General features: G+C 61.9%; 19 protein-coding genes. 10 read left to right on the forward strand and 9 right to left on the reverse strand.

Features of this window, described 5'->3' with window-relative positions:
- Positions 1–62 precede the first annotated feature (62 nt).
- The 5 genes from puuR to QMZ29_RS18365 all read left to right on the forward strand — a co-directional run bounded on the left by puuR (position 63) and on the right by QMZ29_RS18365 (position 6,521).
- Positions 63–620, forward strand: a complete 558-nt coding sequence (gene puuR / locus QMZ29_RS18345; protein ID WP_025303528.1) for an HTH-type transcriptional regulator PuuR — start codon at positions 63–65, stop codon at positions 618–620.
- Positions 621–775: 155 nt separating this feature from the next.
- Positions 776–2,287 carry a sugar ABC transporter ATP-binding protein gene (locus tag QMZ29_RS18350; RefSeq protein WP_060433629.1) on the forward strand — a complete coding sequence of 504 codons (1,512 nt, stop codon included), beginning with the start codon at positions 776–778 and terminating at the stop codon, positions 2,285–2,287.
- On the forward strand, positions 2,284–3,279 hold the full coding sequence (locus tag QMZ29_RS18355) for an ABC transporter permease (RefSeq protein WP_099817478.1): 996 nt from the start codon (positions 2,284–2,286) through the stop codon (positions 3,277–3,279). Before QMZ29_RS18350 ends, QMZ29_RS18355 begins: the two co-directional genes overlap by 4 nt.
- A 244-nt stretch (positions 3,280–3,523) precedes the next feature.
- A complete protein-coding gene (locus QMZ29_RS18360; RefSeq protein WP_060433631.1) occupies positions 3,524–5,512 on the forward strand; it encodes a ligand-gated channel protein in 1,989 nt (662 codons plus the stop codon).
- Positions 5,513–5,567: 55 nt separating this feature from the next.
- Positions 5,568–6,521 carry a siderophore ABC transporter substrate-binding protein gene (locus QMZ29_RS18365; protein ID WP_261426202.1) on the forward strand — a complete coding sequence of 318 codons (954 nt, stop codon included), beginning with the start codon at positions 5,568–5,570 and terminating at the stop codon, positions 6,519–6,521.
- Positions 6,522–6,554: 33 nt separating this feature from the next.
- Here the strand turns inward: QMZ29_RS18365 and QMZ29_RS18370 are convergent, their stop codons facing one another.
- Positions 6,555–7,343, reverse strand: a complete 789-nt coding sequence (locus QMZ29_RS18370; RefSeq protein WP_004935663.1) for an ABC transporter ATP-binding protein — start codon at positions 7,341–7,343, stop codon at positions 6,555–6,557.
- Positions 7,340–8,422, reverse strand: a complete 1,083-nt coding sequence (locus tag QMZ29_RS18375; protein WP_025303533.1) for a FecCD family ABC transporter permease — start codon at positions 8,420–8,422, stop codon at positions 7,340–7,342. Before QMZ29_RS18375 ends, QMZ29_RS18370 begins: the two co-directional genes overlap by 4 nt.
- A 364-nt stretch (positions 8,423–8,786) precedes the next feature.
- Here QMZ29_RS18375 and QMZ29_RS18380 point away from each other — a divergent pair, with 364 nt between their 5' ends.
- The gene (locus QMZ29_RS18380) at positions 8,787–9,887 is read left to right on the forward strand and encodes a GGDEF domain-containing protein (protein ID WP_060433633.1); all 1,101 of its coding nucleotides are present in this window, start codon (positions 8,787–8,789) and stop codon (positions 9,885–9,887) included.
- A 45-nt stretch (positions 9,888–9,932) separates the two neighbouring features.
- On the opposite strand, the gene QMZ29_RS18385 is transcribed toward QMZ29_RS18380, so the two are convergent.
- The 3 genes from QMZ29_RS18385 to QMZ29_RS18395 all read right to left on the reverse strand — a co-directional run bounded on the left by QMZ29_RS18385 (position 9,933) and on the right by QMZ29_RS18395 (position 12,791).
- On the reverse strand, positions 9,933–11,411 hold the full coding sequence (locus tag QMZ29_RS18385) for an amino acid permease (protein ID WP_025303535.1): 1,479 nt from the start codon (positions 11,409–11,411) through the stop codon (positions 9,933–9,935).
- A gap of 218 nt (positions 11,412–11,629) precedes the next feature.
- A complete protein-coding gene (gene yieE / locus QMZ29_RS18390) occupies positions 11,630–12,496 on the reverse strand; it encodes a DNA-binding transcriptional regulator YeiE (RefSeq protein WP_025303536.1) in 867 nt (288 codons plus the stop codon).
- Positions 12,497–12,593: 97 nt separating this feature from the next.
- A complete protein-coding gene (locus QMZ29_RS18395; protein WP_043136401.1) occupies positions 12,594–12,791 on the reverse strand; it encodes a hypothetical protein in 198 nt (65 codons plus the stop codon).
- Between the two features lie 192 nt (positions 12,792–12,983).
- Between QMZ29_RS18395 and QMZ29_RS18400 the strand changes: the two genes are divergently transcribed.
- Complete coding sequence (locus QMZ29_RS18400) at positions 12,984–14,057, forward strand: YeiH family putative sulfate export transporter (protein WP_049205269.1); 1,074 nt, start codon at positions 12,984–12,986, stop codon at positions 14,055–14,057.
- Between the two features lie 98 nt (positions 14,058–14,155).
- Positions 14,156–14,995, forward strand: a complete 840-nt coding sequence (gene nfo / locus QMZ29_RS18405) for a deoxyribonuclease IV (protein WP_049205268.1) — start codon at positions 14,156–14,158, stop codon at positions 14,993–14,995.
- Positions 14,996–15,014: 19 nt separating this feature from the next.
- On the opposite strand, the gene QMZ29_RS18410 is transcribed toward nfo, so the two are convergent.
- From QMZ29_RS18410 to fruB, 4 genes are all read right to left on the reverse strand, one after another.
- On the reverse strand, positions 15,015–15,608 hold the full coding sequence (locus QMZ29_RS18410) for a DJ-1/PfpI family protein (protein ID WP_197780990.1): 594 nt from the start codon (positions 15,606–15,608) through the stop codon (positions 15,015–15,017).
- A 160-nt stretch (positions 15,609–15,768) separates the two neighbouring features.
- Positions 15,769–17,454: a PTS fructose transporter subunit IIBC gene (gene fruA / locus QMZ29_RS18415; RefSeq protein ID WP_197780993.1), complete on the reverse strand. Its 1,686-nt coding sequence runs from the start codon at positions 17,452–17,454 to the stop codon at positions 15,769–15,771.
- A gap of 11 nt (positions 17,455–17,465) precedes the next feature.
- Positions 17,466–18,407 carry a 1-phosphofructokinase gene (gene fruK / locus QMZ29_RS18420; RefSeq protein WP_043136417.1) on the reverse strand — a complete coding sequence of 314 codons (942 nt, stop codon included), beginning with the start codon at positions 18,405–18,407 and terminating at the stop codon, positions 17,466–17,468.
- On the reverse strand, positions 18,404–19,537 hold the full coding sequence (gene fruB, locus QMZ29_RS18425; RefSeq protein ID WP_049294865.1) for a fused PTS fructose transporter subunit IIA/HPr protein: 1,134 nt from the start codon (positions 19,535–19,537) through the stop codon (positions 18,404–18,406). Before fruB ends, fruK begins: the two co-directional genes overlap by 4 nt.
- 247 nt (positions 19,538–19,784) lie before the next feature.
- On the opposite strand from fruB, the gene QMZ29_RS18430 reads away from it, so the two are divergent.
- Complete coding sequence (locus tag QMZ29_RS18430) at positions 19,785–20,207, forward strand: nucleotide triphosphate diphosphatase NUDT15 (RefSeq protein ID WP_033643806.1); 423 nt, start codon at positions 19,785–19,787, stop codon at positions 20,205–20,207.
- 233 nt (positions 20,208–20,440) lie between these two features.
- Positions 20,441–21,601, forward strand: coding sequence for a NapC/NirT family cytochrome c (locus QMZ29_RS18435; RefSeq protein WP_043136424.1), 1,161 nt, complete (start codon positions 20,441–20,443; stop codon positions 21,599–21,601).
- Positions 21,602–21,605 lie beyond the last annotated feature (4 nt).

Below are 21,605 nucleotides of genomic sequence, written 5' to 3' on the forward strand. Positions count from 1 at the left end.
GACAGGCACCCGATAGCGATCTTCATTTCTGCCTGTCGCCCTTACCAGAAGGAAGTACCGCTATGAGCGAAGTCAGCTTGGCACCGGGCAAACGCCTGTCGCAGATCCGTCAGCAATTGGGTTTGTCACAGCGCCGGGTCGCCGAACTGTCCGGGTTAACCCACAGTGCGATCAGCACCATCGAACAGGACAAGGTCAGCCCGGCCATCAGCACGCTGCAAAAGCTGCTGAAGGTGTATGGCCTGTCGCTGTCTGAATTCTTTGCCGAACCGGAAGCCGCCGACGAACCGCGCGTGGTGATCGACGCCGAGGACCTGATTGAGATCGGCAGCCAGGGGGTGTCGATGAAGCTGGTGCACAACGGCAGCCCGACGCGCAACCTGGCGATGATGCTGGAAACCTACCAGCCCGGCACCACCACCGGTGAAAAGATCAAGCACCAGGGCGAAGAGATAGGCACCCTGCTGGAGGGCGAGATTGTGCTAACCATCAACGGCCAGAGCTACTGCCTGACCGCCGGTCAGAGTTACGCCATCAACACCGGCATTCCGCACAGCTTCAGCAATACCTCGGCGCGCATTTGCCGCATCGTCAGCGCACACACCCCTACCACCTTCTGACCGCTTCTCGCACCGGCGCAGCCTGACGCGGGTTGCGCCCCTGCCTCTCCACGTTTTTCATCGCCGTTATGCCATTTTGTTGGTTGCCAACGGCGCAATCTGTGTTACAACAGAGCAAAACAGCCATCTAAACATCTAAACGGCCTTACTACCCTATGTCAACCGCAACGCCTTCACGCCTCGAGATGCGCAATATCTCGATCGCCTTCGCCGGCTTCAACGCGCTGCAGGACGTGGACTTCACGCTGCAGGGCGGTTCAATCCATGCGCTGGTCGGCGCCAACGGCGCGGGCAAGTCGACGCTGATGGCGATCCTCTCCGGCGCCCACGATCACTACCGCGGCGAGATCCTGATCGACGGCCGGGCAGTGGAAATTCATTCCCCGCTGCAGGCGCGCCGCCACGGCATTCACGTGGTACAGCAAGAGGTCGACGTCGCGCTGATCCCCACGCTGTCGGTGGCGGAAAACATCATGCTGGACTGGCTGAACGAACCGGGCCACTGGCTGAACTGGGCGGAACTGCACCGCCGCGCCGCACAGCTGCTGCAGCAATGGGCGCTGCCGCTCAACCCGCGCAGACGCCTGGCGGACTGCACGCTGGCGGAAAAACAGCAGGTGCTGCTGGCGCGCGCGCTGTCGCACCGCTGCCGTTTTCTGGTGCTCGATGAACCGACCGCGCCGCTCGATCGCGCCGAGAGCGAGCGCCTGTTCAACGTGGTGCGCCGCCTGCAATCCGAAGGCATCGGCATCGTGTTCATTTCTCACCGCATCCACGAACTGAGCGACATTTGCGATCGGCTGACGGTGCTGCGCGACGGGCGGCGCGTCAGCGAAGACGCCATGCGCGGGCTGAGCGGCGAACAGATCGTCGAGAAAATGCTCGGCCATCGGCTGGACGACATTTTCCCGCCGCCGCGCCCGCCGCACGCTGGGCGTAAGCTGCTGCAGGTGGAGGGCTTGCGCGATCGCTATAAGCTGCGCGACGTTTCGCTGCGGCTGCATGAAGGAGAGATCCTCGGCATCGCCGGGCTGGCCGGAGCGGGCAAAACCGAACTGTGCAAGGCATTGTTCGGCGCCAGCACCGTGCAGCTCGAGCGCGGCGAACTGCGCGGGCAGCCCTGGGCGCCACGCGCGCCGCACCTGTCGGTCGAACAAGGATTGGCGCTGGTGCCGGAAGAGCGCCGCAAAGAGGGCATTTTCATCGATGAGGCGATCCCGATGAACCTGAGCGTCAGCGCCGACGACAGCTTCTCGCGCTGGAGCCTGTTCAGCCGGCGGCAAGAGCTGCGCTGGGCGCGCGAGATCATGCAGCGTCTGAACATTCGCGCCTCCGGCCCGCAACAGCGGCTGGCACGCCTGTCCGGCGGCAATCAGCAAAAAGTGGCGATCGGCAAGTGGCTGCGCGGCAACGCCGAGGTGCTGATCTTCGATGAGCCGACCAAGGGCGTGGACATCAAGGCCAAGCAGGAGCTGTTCAGCCTGATCGACGGCCTGGCTCACGCCGGCAAAGGCGTGATTTACGCCTCCGGCGAGTTCGCCGAGCTGATTGGCCTGTGCGATCGCATCTGCGTGCTGTGGGACGGCCGCATCGTGGCGGAGTTGAACGCCGCCGACATCGACGAAGAAACCTTATTGCTCTATTCCACCGGAGGAACCCCTGCGTGAGTAAAGAATTTGCCTTGCGGCCTGCGCTGCCCTGGCGTCAACAGCTGTTTGATTTCCTCTACAAGTGGGGCATGCTGTTGACCGTCGCGGCACTGATCGCCCTGTTTGGCCTGGCGTCGGACAACTTTCTCGATGCCAATAACATCATCAATATCCTGCGTTCGATCGCCATCGTGACGGTGATCGCCATCGGCGTCTCTATCTCGCTGTCGGTCGGCGGTTTCGATCTTTCGGTCGGCTCGACCGCCTCGCTGGCCAACGCGCTGGTGATTTCACTGTTCGTCTGGCACGGGTTCGGCACCACCGGCGCCATCGTGGTGACGCTGCTGCTGTGCACGCTGGTCGGCCTGTTCAACGCCCTGCTGATCGTGGTGCTCAAAATCCCCGACATGCTGGCGACGCTGGCCAGCCTGTTCGTGATCCAGGGCGTGGCGATGACCTACAGCTACGGCGGCTCCATCACCCAAAACATGGTGCTGCCGAATGGCGACATGGCGGAAGGCCTGATCCCAGAGGTGTTTTCCGCCCTCGGCCAGGTGCCGGTGATCGTGCTGATCATGTTGGCGGTCACCGTGGCGGTACAGCTGTTCCTCTCGTTGACCAAGCACGGCCGCCGGATGTACGCCATCGGCGGCAACCCCGAGGCTGCGCGTCTGTCGGGTATCCGCACCGTACGTTACAGGGTTGCCGCTTACGTCATTTCTTCCTGGCTGGCGGCGCTTGGCGGCATCTTGCTGGCGTCACGTATCGGCTCTTCGCAGGTCAATGCCGGCGGCGGCTATCTGATGGATGCGGTGGCGGCGGCCTATATCGGTTTCTCGCTGGCGGGCTCCGGCAAACCCAATGCGCTCGGCACCCTGATCGGCGCAGTGATCCTCGGCGTGCTGCAAAACGGCCTGGTGATGCTGTCGGTGCCCTACTACGCCATGGATATTATCAAAGGCCTGGTGCTGGCGCTGGCGCTGGCCATCACCTACATCCAGAAACGCTGATCCTCCCCGGCGCACGCCCGCTGCGCCGCTTTTCCCTTTAATTCATCCGGTTACCCTTTCCCGTCAGTATAACAAGCATACAAATGATATGAATTATCATTAGCGTTTACATTCAGTAAAAAATCCTTACAATACCCTCACGCAACGCTGACGAAGCGAAGTACTTCTCAGCGAACGATGAATAATTTCATTAGAAATTCAATTGGTTAATTACTTTCACTTCAATCCAGGAAAGGTTCACCTCATGGAAACGCCACGTTACAGCAAGCTCGCCGCTCTGGTGATTGCCTCACTCAGCGCCACCGCCGCACTGGCCGCGCCGCAGAACGACACCCAGGACACCATGGTCGTCACCGCCTCCGGCTTCCAGCAAAAAATTCAGGACTCCGCCGCGTCCATCTCGGTGATCCCGCGCCAGCAGATCGAAGATAAGGCCTATCGCGACGTGACCGATGCACTGAAAGACGTGCCGGGCGTGGTGGTCACTGGCGGCGCCAGCAGCAGTGACATCAGCATCCGCGGCATGTCCTCCAAGTACACGCTGATCCTGGTGGACGGCAAGCGCGTCGACACCCGCAGCACCCGCCCGAACAGCGACAACGCCGGCATCGAACAGGGCTGGCTGCCGCCGCTGGAAGCCATCGAACGCATCGAAGTGGTGCGCGGGCCGATGTCTTCGCTGTACGGTTCCGACGCCATGGGCGGCGTGATCAACGTCATCACCCGCAAAACCTCACGCACCGAGTGGAAAGGCTCGCTGCACGGTGACGCCACCGTTCAGGAAAACCGCGATTCCGGCGATCTGTTCCAGACCAACGCCTACGCCTCCGGCCCGCTGGTTGAAGGCCTGCTCGGCCTGCGGGTCAACGGCCTGCTGTCGCGCCGCGCGGAAGATAAAATCGTCAACGGTTACAACGAACAGCGCATGCGCAGCGGCACCGCGGTGTTCACCCTGACGCCGGACGAGAAAAACGAATTCGATTTCGAAATCGGCCGCTCGCTGCAGGATCGCAACAGCACGCCGGGCAAATCGGTAGTGGCGGAGCGCTGCAGCAAAGGCAAGTGCACACCAACCGAGGTCAGCGAAAGCCTATACACTCGCACCAACTACGCGCTGACCCACAACGGCTATTACGACTTCGGCAACTCCACAAGCTACGTGCAGCGCGAAGAAACCGGTAACCCGGGCCGTAACATGAAGGCCTACAACACCATCTTCAACACCCAGAACCAGTTCGAGCTGGGTTCCCACATGCTGAACCTCGGCGGCCAATACCGCTATGAAAAACTGGGCGACGGTGGCAACCAGCTTGAATCGGCTCAAGGTCTCAGCAAGCTGACGCGCTGGAGCTGGGCATTGTTCGCTGAAGACGAATGGGCGCTGACCAACGACTTTAGCCTGACCAGCGGCATCCGTATGGACCGTGATGAAAACTTCGGCAGCCACTGGACCCCACGCATGTACGGTGTCTGGCACCTGACCGAACAGTGGACGCTGAAAGGCGGCGTCTCCGCCGGTTACAAATCGCCGGATCTGCGCCAATCCTCCCCTAACTGGGGGCAGGTCACCGGCGGCGGCGTGCGTAAAGGCATCATCGTCGGCAACCCGGATCTGCAGCCAGAGAAGAGCCTGAGCGAAGAAATCGGCCTGATGTGGGATAGCCTGAAAGGCGTTAACGCCGGCGTGACGGTCTTCAACACCGACTTTAAAGACAAAATCACCGAAGTGCGCCGCTGTGAAGACACGCCGGATTGCACCATCGGCGGCACGTCCTACGACTTTATCAGCGATCGCGTCAACGTCGACAAAGCCAATATGCGCGGCGTAGAGGCCACCTTCGGCTGGCAGATCAACAAAGACTGGAAGTGGAACACCAACTACACCTACACCTCTTCCGAGCAGAAGAGCGGCGAGTTCCAGGGCAAGGCGCTCAACCAGATGCCTAAGCACATGCTGAATACCGTGCTGGACTGGCGTGCCACGCAGGACCTCAGCCTGTGGTCGCGCGTTAACTTCCGCAGCAAAACCTCACAATATCTGAGCCGCACCTCGATGGCGACCAGCACGCCATCCTACACCTTCGTCGATGCGGGCCTGAGCTACCAGGCGGCGAAAAACCTGCAGCTGACCGGCGGGGTTTACAACATCCTCGACAAAACCGTGGATTACGATCACTACCGTACCACGCTGGACGGCCGCCGTTACACCGTCGGCATGACCTACAACTTCTGATGCCCTTGGGCGCGCACTGCGCGCCCTTTTCATTCCATCACCGTGAGGAAGCTCCATGAGATTACGCCGCTCCCCCCTGATGATCGCCCTGCTGGCCGCAATGGCGCTGGCGGGTTGCCACAGCAAAACCGATACGCCGGTAGCCGCTACCCCGGCCACCGTCAACGTCCAGCACCTGAACGGCAGCACCGAGGTGAAGAAGCACCCGCAGCGCATCGTGGTGCTGGATTACGCGTCGTTGGAAACGCTGCAGCTGCTGGGCGTCGAACCGCTGGCGCTGCCCGGCAACCGCAAGAACTTGCCGGATAGCCTGAAGCGCTATCAGGATGACAAATACCTCAATGCCGGCACCCTGTTCGAACCGGATATGGCCGTGCTGCGCGCCGCCAAGCCGGACCTGATCCTGATCGCCGGCCGGGCGTCCAAAGCTTATGACGAGCTGAACGCGCTGGCACCGACGCTGAACATGTCCGTCGATCAGCAGGATCAGTTGGGCAGCCTGAAACAGCGCACCCTGCAGTTGGGCGAGCTGTTCGATAAGCAGCAACAGGCGCAGGCGGCGATCGATAAGCTGGATGCGCAGATCGCCGCAGTCAAACCACAGGCCACCCAGGCCGGGCTTGGGCTGGTGGTGCTGTTCTCCGGCGGCAAGATCAGCGCTTACGCGCCCAAGAGCCGTTTCAGCTTCGTCTATGACGCCCTCGGCTTCTCGTCCGCGCTGCAGTCCGACGAAAAAGACGTGCGCGGCAACAAGCTGACACCTGAGCAGGTCGCCAAACTGAATCCGGACTGGCTGTTCGTCATCGACAGAGACGCCGCGACCGGGCGGCCGAACGCGGTGGCACCGCAGAAAATCCTCACCGGCACCGCGCTGAAGAAAACCACGGCGGTGAAAAAAGGCCAGGTGGTCTACCTGCCGGCAGCCGAGGTGTATCTGTCCGGCGGCATCGTCACCGCCCAGCACGTCGTCGAACGCGTGAGCGAGGCCCTAAACCACGCTGCGCGATAAAGAAAGCCCGGCGATGCCGGGCTTTTTCTTGGGTTAAATCGTCGGCTGGTTCACCAGACCGTCTATCAGCACCTGCGGCGTGCCCTGCGAGCAACGCTCGATGCGCCCGCGCACGCCGTAGACCCGCGCCAGGCTCTGCGGCGTAATCACCTGATCCGGCGCGCCATCGGCGATCAGATCGCCATCCTGCAGCATCAGCACGTGGTCGCCGTGACGCAGCGCGATGTTGATGTCATGCACCACCACCACCGTCACGATATTGCGCTTGCGGGTTTCGCGGCGCACCAAATCCATCACGTGGAACTGGTAGTTGAGATCGAGCGCGCTCAGCGGCTCATCCAGCAGCAGCAGCGACGGCTGACGGATCAGCGACTGCGCCAACCCCACCAGCTGTTTCTGGCCGCCGGACAGCTGATCGAGATAGCTCAGCGCCAGGTGGGCGATGCCCAGCTGTTCCAGCAAAGCCATCACTTCCGCTTCGCTGCCGGCGTTGCTGCGGCCGCCCGAGGCGCGCTGCGCCACGATGATCGACTCCAGCACGTGCAGATGCACTCCGGCGGGCAGCGACTGCGGCAGGTACACCACTTTCTCCGCCCGACGGGCGAACGGCATCTGCATCAGATCGCCGTCGTCCAGCCACAGCTTGCCCTGCGCCGGGTTCAGCCCGGCCAGCGAGCGCAGCAGCGTCGATTTGCCGCTGCCATTCGGCCCCAGCAGCACGGTGATTTGCCCGCGCGGCAGCATCGGCACCGAGAGATTGTCGATCACCTGGCGTTTCGGGTAACCCGCCGAGAAGTTTTCTATCCGTAAACCCTGGCTCATACGTTCCCCCGGTGGCGCAGAATAATGCTCAGGAAGAACGGCACCCCGACCAGCGACGTGACGATCCCCACCGGGATGATTACCCCAGGCACCAGGTTTTTCGACGCCACCGAGGCCATCGACAACACCAGCGCGCCAATCAGCGCACTGGCCGGCAGGTAGAAACGGTGATCTTCGCCGAAGATCATGCGGGCGATGTGCGGCGCCACCAGACCGATAAAGCCGATCGGCCCGACGAAAGCCACCGCCAGCGCCGAGAGCATGCTGATGCGCAGCAGCGTGGTCAAACGCAGCCGACGCACGTCGATGCCGAAGCTCACCGCCCGGTCTTCACCCAGACGCAGCGCGGTCAGTTTCCACGAGCTCATCATCGACAGCGGCAGCAGCACGGCGAACACCCCGAACAGAATGCCCAGTTTGTCCCACGAGGCGCGCGCCAGGCTGCCCATGGTCCAGAACACCAGCCCCTGCAGCGTGTCCTCGCTGGCGATAAATTGCATCATCGAGACCAGCGCGTTGAAGGTAAACACCAGCGCGATGCCGAACAGCACCACGCCGGAGGTGGCGACCCGCGTCCAGCGCGTGATGCCGTCGAGCATCAGCGCAGCGAACAGCGCGAAGATAAAGGCGTTGGCGGAGATGAACCACTGGTCGGGAATCCCCGGAATGCCGATGCCAAGCACGATCGCCAGCGCGGCGCCAAAGGCCGCGGCGGAAGAGACCCCGAGGGTAAAGGGGCTGGCCAGCGGGTTATTCAGGATGGTCTGCATCTCCGCCCCGGCCAGGCCGAGCGCAAAGCCCACCACCACCGCCATCAGCGCGTAAGGCAATCGGATGTCCCAGACGATCACCCGCGTGCCGGCATCGGCCGCGGCGGGGTCAAGCAGCGTGTGCCATAAAGACGACAGCGACAGGCCGGACGGCCCCATGGTGAAATCCAGCAGCAGCGAGCCCAGGATCGCCAGTGCCAACACGCCCATCATCATCAGGCGATGGCGAAGAATATGCTGATAACGCCCCATCACGCCGGCGTTGGGTTGCCCCTTGGCGTCAGTCATGGGATCGGTGGATACGCTCATTCGTTAAGATACCTGTTACAACCATCATGACAGCGGCGCGAAGGCGTCCGCCGTGAACCGGAAAGTGTGCGGCAGCAGCCTGCGCGCAGCCGTCCACAATAAAGCAAACGATAATACTTATCAATCATATCAATCGGTGAAAACAGCGTTATAGAAATGTAACAATTTGTTTTTACACGCCATTTTTCAAACCACCACGCTTACCCCCGCCAGCGGCCAGTAGGTTCATTATTCTGAAAGTGATCCCTGATCCGACCAGACTCTGACAAATAACGGCAAAACCACATAGAATCCAAAGCCACAGCACCGCGCGTGCAAAAAACCTTCAGGCCGCCGCAAGAGCGGCCTTATTGACGAGGCTGTAATGAGAAGTCCATCTCCGGCGACAACGCCCAAACGTCCGGCGCTGCTGAACTGGCTGTTATACAGCCCGCTGCAGGCCGATGACGAGCCGTTTCAACGCCAGCTGCGTCTCACGCTGACGCCCTCTCCTCTCACTCCCTGGCTGAATGCCGCAGGGCCGGTCGCGCTGTTGGTGGGGTACGCCTGGCTGAACCGACCGCTGGTCGGTATCGGCCTGCTGCTGCTGTTGCTGCTGTTGACCGCCGGGCGAGCCTGGCTGGCGCGCCGGCGTCAACCCGCCTGGCCGGACGCCATGCTGGTGACGGTGTTGCTGTGGGCGCTGCTGGTCGGCGCCAGCGCCGCGCTGGCGATGCTGTCGGGCCGCTTCGTTTTAATACTTTTCGCCGGCCTCACCATCACCGCTCTGGCCTGCTGGCTGATGCAGCGCCACGCCGCCGCGCCACGCTTCGCGCTGCTTGAGGTGATCGCGCTGACGCTGCCTTACCTGCTGGCGGCACCGCTGTCGCGCGTGCAAAATCTGTTTGTCCTGGCGGACCTCGCGCCGCTGTGGCTGGTGCTGGCCCATGGCATGATCGCACGCTACCACCGCCAACTGGTGCAGCACGTCACGCTGGCCTGGGAGAAGCAGCAGGCGTCGCACCGCGATCGCCTGACCGGCTTCCTCAACCGAGCGGGCGGCGAGGTGGTGATGCGCAGCATCTGCCGCCCCGCAGCGGCACAGACGATCTCTCACCTGTTCATTCTTGAGTTCGGTCCGCTGGCGGCGCTCTACCAAAGCCACGGCGTCCAGATCGGCGACGACGTACTGCGCACCGTCGGCGAGCGTCTCAAGACGCTGATCCGCCCGAGCGACTACGTCTGCCGCTATACCGGCGGCCTGTTTTTGATTCTGGTGCACGATCTGCCCTACGGCGCGGAAAGCGAATTCCTGGCGCGCATCGTGCCGCCGCTGGAGGCACCTTACGATTTTGGCGCGTTCGGCGAGGTGAACATGCAGCTCAACGCTGGCATTGTGGCGCTGACGCAGCATTATGCGACGGTGGAAGATTTGATGAGTTCGGCGCAGCAGGCGCTGGCGGAAGCCAAAGGCGGGAAAAAGTAAAGCCAAACGCGGCGGGAACCCCCGCCGCGTATCACTCACCGAAAATTACTTCACGTCCATCTTCGGGAATTCCATTTCGCTGTACTTCACGACACGGGTGCCTTGCGACAGCTTGTAACCGAACCAGATCAGCAGGAACAATGGAATGCCGATGTAGGTCGCGGTCACGCCATACCAGTCGATCTTATCTTGCAGGAAGGCCTGGTAGTTCTGGCCCAGGGTAATGATCAGGCACAGCACGAAGGCGAAGATCGGCCCCAGTGGGAAGAACCCGGAACGGTACGGCAAATCGTTCAGATCGCGCCCCTGCAGCATGTAACCGCGACGGAAACGGTAGTGGCTGATAGCGATGCCCAACCAGGCGATGAAACCGGTCATGCCCGAGGTATTGAGCAGCCACAGGTAAACCGACTGGTTGCCGAACATTGACGTCAGGAAGCACAGGCCAGCCACCACGCAGGTCGCATACAGCGCGTTACGCGGCACGCCGCCTTTCGACAGCTTGGCGAAAATGCGCGGCGCCTTGCCTTCCGACGCCAGGGTGTACAACATGCGGGTCGATGCGTACATGCCCGAGTTACCGGCCGACAGCACCGCCGTCAGGATCACCGCGTTCATCACCGCCGCCGCCGACAACAGCCCGGCGTGCTGGAACACCAGGGTGAACGGGCTGACGCTGATGTCTTTCACGTCGTTGCGCAGCAGGCTCGGATCGGTGTACGGAATGATCAGGCTGATGATCAGAATGGCGAAGATATAGAACAGCAGGATACGCCAGAACACCTGACGCACCGCGCGCGGGATGTTTTTACCCGGATTCTCCGATTCGCCGGCCGCGATACCGATGAGCTCGGTGCCCTGGAACGAGAAGCCGACGATCATGGCCACGCCGATCATCGCCGAGAAGCCGCCGGCAAACGGCGCGTCTCCTACCGTCCAGTTCTGCCAGCCGGCGTGCTCGCCGCCCTTCAGAATGCCGACGATCATCAGCACACCGACGGCGATGAAGATAATCACCGTGCTGACCTTGATTAACGCGAACCAGTATTCCGCCTCGCCGAACCCTTTCACCGAAATGTAGTTCAGCAGGAACATCAGACCGAGGAACAAGGCGCTCCAGATCCAACCTGGGGTGTCCGGGAACCAGTAGTTCATCACCAACTGCGAGGCCACCAGGTCAACGGCGATGGTCACCGCCCAGTTGTACCAGTAGTTCCAGCCCAGCGCGAAGCCGAAGCCTTCTTCCACGTATTTGGCGCCGTAAGTGGAGAATGAACCGGAGACCGGCATAAAGGCCGCCAGTTCGCCCAAGCTGGTCATCAGGAAGTACACCATCAAACCGATCAGAGCGTAAGACAGCAGCGCCCCGCCGGGGCCTGCCTGAGAAACCGTGGCCCCCGAGGCCACAAACAGGCCGGTGCCGATGGAGCCGCCGATGGCGATCATGGTCAAATGCCGGGCTTTCAGCTCGCGGCGCAATCCGGGTGCTTGCTGCCCCGATGTTTTTATATCCTGCTGAGCCATTCGTACCCTATCTGCTCTTTGAAAAAATGAGGGCGGATTGTAACAAATACCCGCCGGTGAACTAGCAACATTGCACTGATATAAGATAGCTTCATAATTCAGAGGCAATTATTAGCCGCGGCCCTTATGGCCTTACTTACTCTCATTAATGTGAGCGCGCGCAGGTTTTTATGCTTTCTTCGGCCTGCGCAGCAGCAGAGGACGTGACGCGCTGTCGATTACAGCGCGCAATAGCTGAGAAAACGCTGCAAGGCGTTGGAAATGTGCTTTTGCCGATGGCGGATCAGGTACAGGGTGCGCCGCAGCGGCGGCAGCGGCACCGGCAGTTCTACCAGTGCGCCGCTGGCCAGCTGTTCTGCCACCACGCGCCGCGACAGGCAGCTGATGCCGATACCGTGCCGCACCGCGTGCTTGATCGCCTCCGAGTTGCCGAGTTCCATCACCAGCTGGAAGTGCGGCAGGTGCGCCAACAGCAGATGATCCAGAACCTCGCGGGTGCCCGAACCACGCTCGCGCAGGATCCAAGGCGCATTGGCCAGCGCCTCCAGCGTCGGCGGTTGGTGGGTCAAGGGATTGTCCGGCGCGGCAAACACCACCAGCTCGTCCTCCAGCCACGGCTGCGTCACCAGCTCCGGCATATGGCAAGGCCCTTCGATCAGCCCCAAATCGACGCGAAAATCCGCCACCGCTACGATCACGTCCTGGCTGTTGCCAACGTTCAGCTCCAGCGGCGTGGCCGGAAAATCCCGACGGTAACGGGCGATCATCTCCGGCAGCATGTAGTTGCCGATGGTGCTGCTGGCGGCGATGCGCAGCGCCCCGCCGTCATGGCGGAACAGCTGCTCTATCTCCCCCGCCTGTTCCAACAGCGCCAGCGCCTTGGGATACAGCAACCGGCCGTGCTCGTTGATCACCAGCCGTTTGCCGACGCGATCGAACAGCTGCACGCCCAGCTGCCCCTCCAGATCCGCCAGCGCCGCGCTGACCGCCGACTGCGACAGCGCCAGCACCACCGAGGCCTGAGTGGTCGAACCGCTTTTCAGCACTTCGGTGAAAACTTCCAGTTGACGCAACGTGATATGCATAGCCGTCCCGGTATTGAAAGAAGGTTCTGCCAGAGAACCCAACATGGTGATGTGGGCAGCCCGGCCAGGCTACCCTGTTTGCGGCCAGATCGGCGCGCTATTTGCCCAACGCGACCAGCTGCGCCGCCGCGGCCAGCACCGGCTCGCGCGGCGTGCCGGCTTCGTCCCGCAGTATCAATTGCAGCATCGCCACCAGGTGATCGCGGTCGATCGCCTTGTTTTCTTCAATCAACCGCCGCACCGCGCGCCCCACTTCCTGATCTACCTGCTCTCTGCGTTGATCGTCGGTATCCATCGCCTGCTCCTGTTAGTTGGAAAGTTGACGGCGGCTCGCCGCTCCTCCACACCCTAGCCGCAATGCGGCGTTATGCCAATGCCTGATCCCATACCACTTATTCAGATAGGTTATAAATATATAATCAATTTCTCTTTTATTCAGCCCAAACGTACTCTTAGCAGCAAGAAACAGACTGAAGGACTGACTTTTATGGCGACTGATACCACTCACACCTATCCCGAGCGACGCTTTCCGCTGTTTGGCCTGCCACGGCTGGTGCCGGGGCTGGCGCTGACCGGCGCGCTCACCGCGTTGGCCGTCTGGGCCGGCGATATTCCCTGGGTGGCGGAGCTGGGGCTGGGGGCGCTGACACTGGCGATCCTGCTCGGCATTCTGGTGGGCAACACGCTGTACCCCCACTGGCAAACCGTTTGTCACAGCGGCGTACAGCTGGCCAAACAGCGGCTGCTGCGTCTGGGGATTATCCTTTACGGCTTCCGGCTGACCTTTCAGCAGATCGCCGACGTCGGCGCCAGCGGCATCATCATCGACGCACTGACCCTGATCACCACTTTCCTGCTGGCCTGCTGGCTCGGCAAGAAAGTGTTCGGCATCGACAGCCAGACCGCGATACTGATCGGCGCCGGTAGCAGCATTTGCGGCGCGGCGGCGGTGATGGCCACCGAGCCGGTGCTGAAGGCCGATTCCAGCAAAGTGGCGGTAGCGGTCTCGACCGTGGTGGTATTCGGCACCCTGGCTATTTTCGTTTATCCCTGGCTGTATCAGTTGAATGAACACTTCCAGTGGCTGCCGTTCAGCCAGGAAACCTTCGGCATTTACGCCGGCTCCACCATCCACGAAGTGGCTCAGGTGGTCGCCGCCGGGCACGCCATCGGGCCGGACGCCGAAAATGCGGCGGTGATCGCCAAGATGATCCGCGTGATGATGCTGGCGCCGTTCCTGCTGCTGCTGTCGGGCTACATCAGCCGCGGCAGCGCAGGCAAGGCGGAAAAATCCGCCATCACCATTCCGTGGTTCGCCGTGCTGTTTATCGCCGTCGCCGGGCTGAACTCCTTCAACCTGCTGCCGGCCACGCTGGTGCGCCATCTGATCACCGCCGACACCTGGATGCTGGCGATGGCGATGGCGGCGCTGGGGTTGACCACCCACATCAGCGCCGTGCGCCAGGCCGGGATGAAACCGATTCTGCTGGCGACGCTGCTGTTCGTCTGGCTGCTGGTCGGCGGCGGCGCGATAAACCAACTGGTGCAACACCTGCTGTAATCCCCCTCGGCGGTCCGCTTCGGCGGGCCGCCGCTTTTCGCCATTCAATCCGCCCGCCATCAATGCCATAATGTCACCGATAACACAGGAGAATGAAGATGAAGTTTGTCGGTGCACATGTCAGCGCGTCAGGCGGCGTGGATCAGGCGGTTATCCGCGCGCACGAATTGGAGGCGACCGCGTTCGCCCTGTTCACCAAAAATCAGCGTCAATGGAAGGCCGCACCGCTGGCCGCCGACGTGATCGATAAGTTCAAGAGCGCATGTGCCCAGTACGGCTTCGGGCCGGGGCAGATCCTGCCGCACGACAGCTACCTGATCAATCTGGGCCACCCGGTGGCCGAGGCGTTGGAAAAATCGCGCGAGGCGTTTATCGACGAACTGCAGCGCTGCGAACAGCTGGGGCTGACGCTGCTGAACTTCCATCCCGGCAGCCACCTGCTGCAAATCGATGAAGACAAGTGCCTGGCGCGCATCGCCGAATCGATCAATATCGCGCTGGATAAAACCGCTGGCGTGACGGCGGTGATCGAGAACACCGCCGGCCAGGGCAGCAACCTGGGCTTCAAATTCGAACATCTGGCGGCGATCATCGACGGCGTGGAAGATAAGAGCCGCGTCGGCGTTTGCATCGACACCTGCCACGCCTTCGCCGCCGGGTACGATCTGCGTACCGAAGAAGACTGCGAGCACACCTTCAAGCAGTTGGGCGACATCGTCGGCTTCAACTACCTGCGCGGCATGCACCTGAATGACGCCAAGAGCGAGTTCAACAGCCGCGTCGACCGCCACCACAGCCTGGGGGAAGGCAACATCGGCAAAACGGTGTTCAGCTACATCATGCGCGATCCGCGCTTCGACAATATTCCGCTGATTCTGGAAACGGTAAACCCGGATATCTGGGCGGAAGAGATCGCCTGGCTGAAAGCACAGCAGTAACCCTCCCTTGGCCGCTCGCCTATGCGCGAGCGGTTTCCCCCACCGTGTGCTCTGCCGCCAGCATGGCGCCGAACTGACGCAGCGTTTCTTCATCCAGGCCCGCCGCCCTAAACACCGCGGTGGTAAAGCTGACCGGCGCCGAGCCCGGTGCCGTAATGACACGGTCATCCACGACGGCGGCGGCGCTCGTCGCGAAATGGCGCTGCCCGGTGTAGCCCTCAACATGGCGCGTCAAGAACTCGGCAGCGTTGGAAGTATGCGCCCTGCCGTTCAACAGGCCGGTCCGCGCCAACGCCAATGTCCCGCCGCAAATGCCCGCCAGGGTTGCGCCGCGTTGAAACTGCTCGTTGAGCAATGCGCTGATATCCGGTGCCCGTTCGGTTTCCCATAGAGTGCCGCCGACCACCACCAGCACCTCGGGGCGCCAATCCGCCAATTCGGCCACGCCTTTTTCAACCTCTACCGTCAGCCCGCCCTGTGAGCGAAACGTTCCGGCCTGCGGCGCAAAAAACGCCACCTCCAGCCCATAAAACGGGCCGCCAACGCCGGCAATCAGCGCGTATTCCCAATCGGCGAAACCGGGTGTCAGTACGATCGCCACTTTTTTAGCCACGGATGAATCTCCTTGAGTCATTGCTTGTTCGCAGGAACAAAGTCGCGCTATCAGCTTAGAAAGCGTTGTGGTTTCTGACCAGGGGTAAATCGTGCTAACTGCCTAAGGCACAAACAAAAACGCGCAGCTCGGGGCTGCGCGTTTTGCGGTATCGCGAGGCTTACACCGCGGCAGTAACCGGTACTTCAGCACGTTTCAGCAGGGCATAAGCTACGCCCGCCAGCAGCGTACCGGCGGCGATCGCCACCAGGTACAGCAACACCGGCGAAATCGCGCCCGGGATCAGCAGCACGAACAGCCCGCCGTGCGGTGCCATCAGTTTGGCGCCGAAGGCCATCGACAGCGCGCCGGTCAGCGCCCCGCCGGCGATGCAGCACGGCAGCACGCGCATCGGGTCGCGGGCGGCGAACGGAATCGCCCCTTCGGTGATGAAGCACAGCCCCAGCACCAACGCCGCCTTGCCGCCTTCCTGTTCGGATTTCGGGAACTTGCGGCGCGCCAGCAGTGTCGCCAGACCCATCGCCAGCGGTGGCACCATGCCCGCCGCCATGATCGCCGCCATCGGCGCATACACCGAAGAGCTGAGCAGCGCCACGCCGAACGCGTAGGCCGCTTTGTTCACCGGGCCGCCCATGTCGGTACACATCATGCCGCCGAGGATTGCCCCCAGCAGTACGGCGTTGGCGGTGCCCAGCGATTGCAGCCAATGGGTCAGACCTTCCATGATTTTCGCCACCGGCGTGCCGACCACGTAAATCATGATGAGGCCGGTGATCAGGCTGGCGACCAGCGGAATGATCAAGATGGGCTTCAGCGCTTCCATACTTTGCGGCAGGCGCAGCTTGCTGCTGATCGCCTTGGCGACATAACCCGCCAGGAAGCCGGCGATGATGCCGCCGAGGAACCCGGCGCCGGTGCTCACCGCCAGCATGCCGCCGATCAGGCCCGGCGTCAGGCCCGGACGATCCGCGATGGAGAAGGCGATAAAACCGGCCAACACCGGCACCATCAGCGCAAAGGCGGAGCCGCCGCCGATCTGCATCAGCGCCGCCGCCAACGTGCCTTTGACTTCAAACGCCTTGATGCCGAACACGAACGACAGCGCGATGCACAGACCGCCGGCCACCACCATCGGCAGCATGTAGGACACGCCGGTCAGCAGGTGGCGATACGGGCCGCTGCCCTCTTTCTTTTTCGCCGCCGGCGCCGCGCTACCGCGCTGCTGCGGCTGGAACACCTCCGCCTCGGCCTGCGCCTTGTCCAGTTCCTGCGCGGTTTTCTTCAGCGCCAGACCGGTGGAAGTACGATACATCGGCTTACCGGCAAACTTGTCCAGATCCACTTCGATGTCCGCCGCGACGATCACCAGATCCGCGGCCGCCACTTCTTCCGGGGTGATGGCGTTGCCGGCGCCGACGGAACCGCGCGTTTCCACCTTCACCCACCAGCCGCGTTTCTTGGCTTCACTTTCAATGGCTTCGGCCGCCATAAAGGTATGCGCCACGCCGGTTGGGCAAGCGGTGATCGCCACGATGCGTTTTTGCCCATTGGCTTTCACCGGTGCCGCCGCCTGCGGCACCTGATAGGTTTCAGCTTCGGCCTTGGCACGCGCCAGAAAAGCGTCCGGTTCCCGCACCGCCTGTTCGACATCGCCCACATACACCAATTTGCCGTTCAGCCCGGCGTCAGCAGGAGCAGCCTGCCCCGCCACCACCACCAGTTCGGCGTCCTGCAGTGACTCGACCAGCGTCAGGCCAGTTTTGGCCGCGGCGGCCTCCAGCATGCGTTTCGCCAGGTGGCCACGGGCCTGCCCCAGCGAACTGTCTACCATCAGCAGCGTTTTCATTCTGCCTCCTGCTATTGATTGAAAGGTTTCAGATCGACGCGCGCCATCATCGCGGCCAACTGGGGACGATCGGTCACGCCGACGTTGCTTTGGCTGACCGCCAGCGCCGCTACCGCCGTGGCCAGACGCAGAGTGTGTTCGCTGGATTCGCGCATCAGCAGGCCGTAAATCAGGCCGCCGACCATCGAATCGCCGGCGCCCACGGTGCTGACCACCTCACAGGACGGCGGTTTGGCGATCCAGGCGCCGGAGGCGTTAACCCACAGCGCGCCTTCCGCGCCGAGGGAGATGACCACGTGGGCGATGCCCTGTTCACGCAGCGCATGCGCGGCCTCGACCACGTCCGCCAGCGTCGGCAGCGGGCGACCGGCCCAGATTTCCAGCTCGCGGCGGTTCGGCTTCACCAGCCACGGCGAGGCCTTCAGCCCGGCGACCAGCGCTTCGCGGCTGCTGTCGAAAATGATGCACGGGCACTTGGCGCGCAGCTGGGTCATCCAGTCGGTAAAGGCGTCGGGATCGACGCCGGCTGGCAGACTGCCGCTCACCGCCACCATGTCGAACTGGCCCAGCCAGCTCAGCGAGTCGCTGACGAAGCGATCCCAGTCCTGTGATGTCACTTCAAAACCGGAGAAGTTGAAATCGGTCACTTCGCCGTCTTTTTCCGTCAGCTTGACGTTGATGCGGGTGCGGCCCGGCACCACCTGAAAGCGATTGGCGATCCCCAGATCGCTGAACAGCAGTTGGAAACCGTCCTGATTGTCTTTGCCCAAGAAGCCGCCGACGGTGACGTCGATGCCTAAATCCTTCAACACTTTGGCGACGTTAATGCCCTTACCGGCGGCGTGCAGGCCGGCAGTTTTTACCCGGTTGACTTCCCCGCGCTCGATCTGCGGGCAGAAACCCACCAGATCGTACGCCGGGTTCAGGGTGATTGTTGCTACTCTTCTGCTCATGCTGCGCCCTCGCCCAGTCCTTCATTAATCGCTTCGCCAATCGCCTTCAGCGCGGCTTCAGCATCTTCTCCATTGGCGGTAAAGCGCAGGTGATGCCCTTTCTTCACGCCCAACGCCACCACCTTCATCAGGCTGCGCCCGTTGGCCGGCTTGCCGCTGCCGTCCAGGTTGGTGACGGTGATGTCACTGTTGAAACTTTTGATCACGTTGACCAGCGCCGTGCCCGGCCGCGCGTGCAGACCGTGCTCGTTGCGGATCACGAATTCGGCGCTCAGCACGCTGCTCTCTTCCGCCACGTCGCTGGTCAGCAGCGCCAGCACCCCAGCGGCATCCGCCTTCAGCAAGCGTTCAGCTTTGTTGGCCAGCAGCAGATCGCTGAGGTAGTTGAGCACCGCCAGCGGCTGCGCGTCGGCGACCGACACCGTCAGCAGCAGCGCCACCGGCTCGCCGTCTTCCACGAAAGCCTGCGCCGGGCGGCTGACGGTGGCCGCGCTGGCCAGGTTGCCTTCAACGCTGTCGCTCAGCCAAATGCCCTGCCCCAGATTCAGCGGCCTGCGGGTGATGACATCGCTGACGAACTGCGCGTTGACCGCCCCGATTTTTTGCAAACGGCCGGCGTTCAGCGCCTGCAGCGTCATCAGGCTGTCGGCCGCGACGTCGAGCGCAATCAGCGAAACGTCGAACTGGAATTCAGCGCTCTGCCGTTCGCCCATCAACAGGCTGCGCAGCTCTTCCGCGGAGGTGGTTTTCGCCAGCCGCTCCGCCACGCTGTCATCACTCAGCACGTGGGTGAGCTGACGCAGCAGTGCCAAATGCTCGTCGGAACGGGCGGCGATGCCGATCGCCACATAGGCGGTCTGGCCTTCCCCCCACGCGATGCCCTGCGGGAACTGGAACACCTGCACGCCGGTTTTCAACACCAGATCGCGGGTATCGGTGGTGCCGTGCGGAATGGCGATGCCGTTGCCCAGGTAGGTGGACGTCTGCAGTTCGCGCTGCAGCATGCCGTCCACGTAACCGGCGCTGACGCAGCCGGCTTCGGTCAGCGCGGCGGCCACCTGACGGATGGCCCCCTGCTTATCGGCGGCAGCGGCGCCCAGATGAATGTCTTGCGGTGACAACTGGAACATGATTCTCCTCTCTTGCTGAATTGAATCGTTTCAGCTTTATTGAGAAAAAGGAGCGCTACCCGCTGCCCACAAGCGGTCGGATAACGCTGAAACGTTTCAAGGAGTGTGTAAGCAGCGCAATGTGAAAGCAAGTTTTCTCCCTTTCGCCATTGCAGATTTTTGAGCTTACGCACACTTTTGCCGGCGCATTGGTCAGCGCCAGGGCAAAATGACATACTGTGCTGAAACTTTGCTGACGGAGAAAAGCATGAACGTAGTGACGGGCGTCGGGGTGATCATCGTCAACCCACAAGGTGAGATTTTGTTGGGCAAACGCTGCGGCTCCCATGCGCCCTTTTGGTCTATCCCCGGCGGGCATCTGGATGCCGGCGAAACCTTCGAGCAGTGCGCCCAGCGCGAAATCGCCGAAGAAACCGGGTTGCTCATCGCTCCGCCGCGCTTCGTTGGCGTCAGCAACAATCTGCAAACCTGGCGCGCCGAAGGCAAACACACGGTGTCCATCTGCCTGCAGGTGGATCACCCCGGTGGCAACGCCGAGCTGAAAGAACCCGAAAAATGCGCCGAGTGGCGCTGGTGCGCGCCGGACGCCCTGCCGGAACCGCATTTCGAAGCCAGCCTCACCGCCATCCGCCTGTGGTTGAGCGGCCAGGCCTATCTGCCCACGGCCTGACCCATCGCGAGCGCGTGCTGCGCTCGCTTTCCCTGCTGCACCGCCCCACCGCTATATAATTTAGAATATAACGCTATTTTTTGCGATATACGCCATTTTTTTGACTACGGATAACCCTATGGGGTTAACCCTCTTCTATTATTACCCCTGCAATCGACGTGGCATTCTGACCTTCGGTCGGTGGCCTTTTGGCAAGATTTTATTTTAAGTTCATAATTATAAGCGGGTTTACCATGAGCAAAAAACTGACTGGCTTTGAAAAAAAGCGCCGGTGGGGATGGCTATGGCTTTTGCTGCTGGGGATTATCCTCGGCGCGGCGCTGTTGGCCGGGACCGCCACCGTATTCCATAAAACCAGCGATACCGCCTTCTGCGTTTCCTGCCACACCATGCAACAACCGCTGGCCGAATATCAGGGCAGCGTCCACTTCCAGAACACCAAAGGCATCCGCGCCGAGTGCGCCGACTGCCACGTCCCCCATCAGCCGATCGATTACCTGTGGACCAAAATCCGCGCGGTGAAAGACATTTACGGCGAAATGGTCGGCACCATCGACACACCGGAAAAATACGAAGCGCACAAGCTGGCGATGGCGCAGTCGGTCTGGAAGACGCTGAAAGAGAACGACTCGGCCACCTGCCGCTCCTGCCACAGCTACGACGCCATGGACATCACCGCCCAGCGCCCTGAGGCGCGCCTGCAGCACCCGGTGGCGATCAAACAGGGCGAGACCTGCATCGACTGCCATAAGGGCGTGGCCCACATCCTGCCGGACATGAGCGGCGAAACCCAGGCTGGCGCCGCCGAGCTGGCCAAGGCCGCAGCGCTGACCGCACCGGGCGCCACCACCCTCTACACCATCGCCACCGAACCGTTCTTCCTCAGCGCAGACGACAGCCATAATGCCGGCAACCTGATGCCGTCCACCGAAGTGCAGGTGGTGAAACAGGAGGGCGACAAGGTGCTGGCCACCGTGAGCGGCTGGCAGCAAGACGGGGTCAGCGAAGTGTTCTACGCCGCGCAGGGCAAGCGCATCCTCAGCGTGCTGCTGGGTGAAGACGCGCGCAAACAGCTGAAGACCGCGTCCACCCAGACCGATGCGGAAACCGGCCTGGTCTGGCATCAGGTCTCTCTGCAGGTGTGGCTGCCGCGCAAGCAGCTGATCGACGATCAGCAAAAAATCTGGCGCTACGCCGCGGACATGATGTCGGCCAACTGCACCGGCTGCCACGGGCTGACCGCGCTCGATCGCTTCAACGCCAACCAATGGATCGGCGTCATCAAAGGCATGGCGCCGCGCACCTCGCTGACGCAGGAACAGCTGCGCGTGCTGACACAATACGTACAAAAACACGCCAGCGACATGCCACCTGCCGCACCGGCCAAGCTTTAAGGGA

The organism is Serratia sp. PF-27 (genome assembly GCF_030053255.1).
Lineage (GTDB): Bacteria > Pseudomonadota > Gammaproteobacteria > Enterobacterales > Enterobacteriaceae > Serratia > Serratia bockelmannii.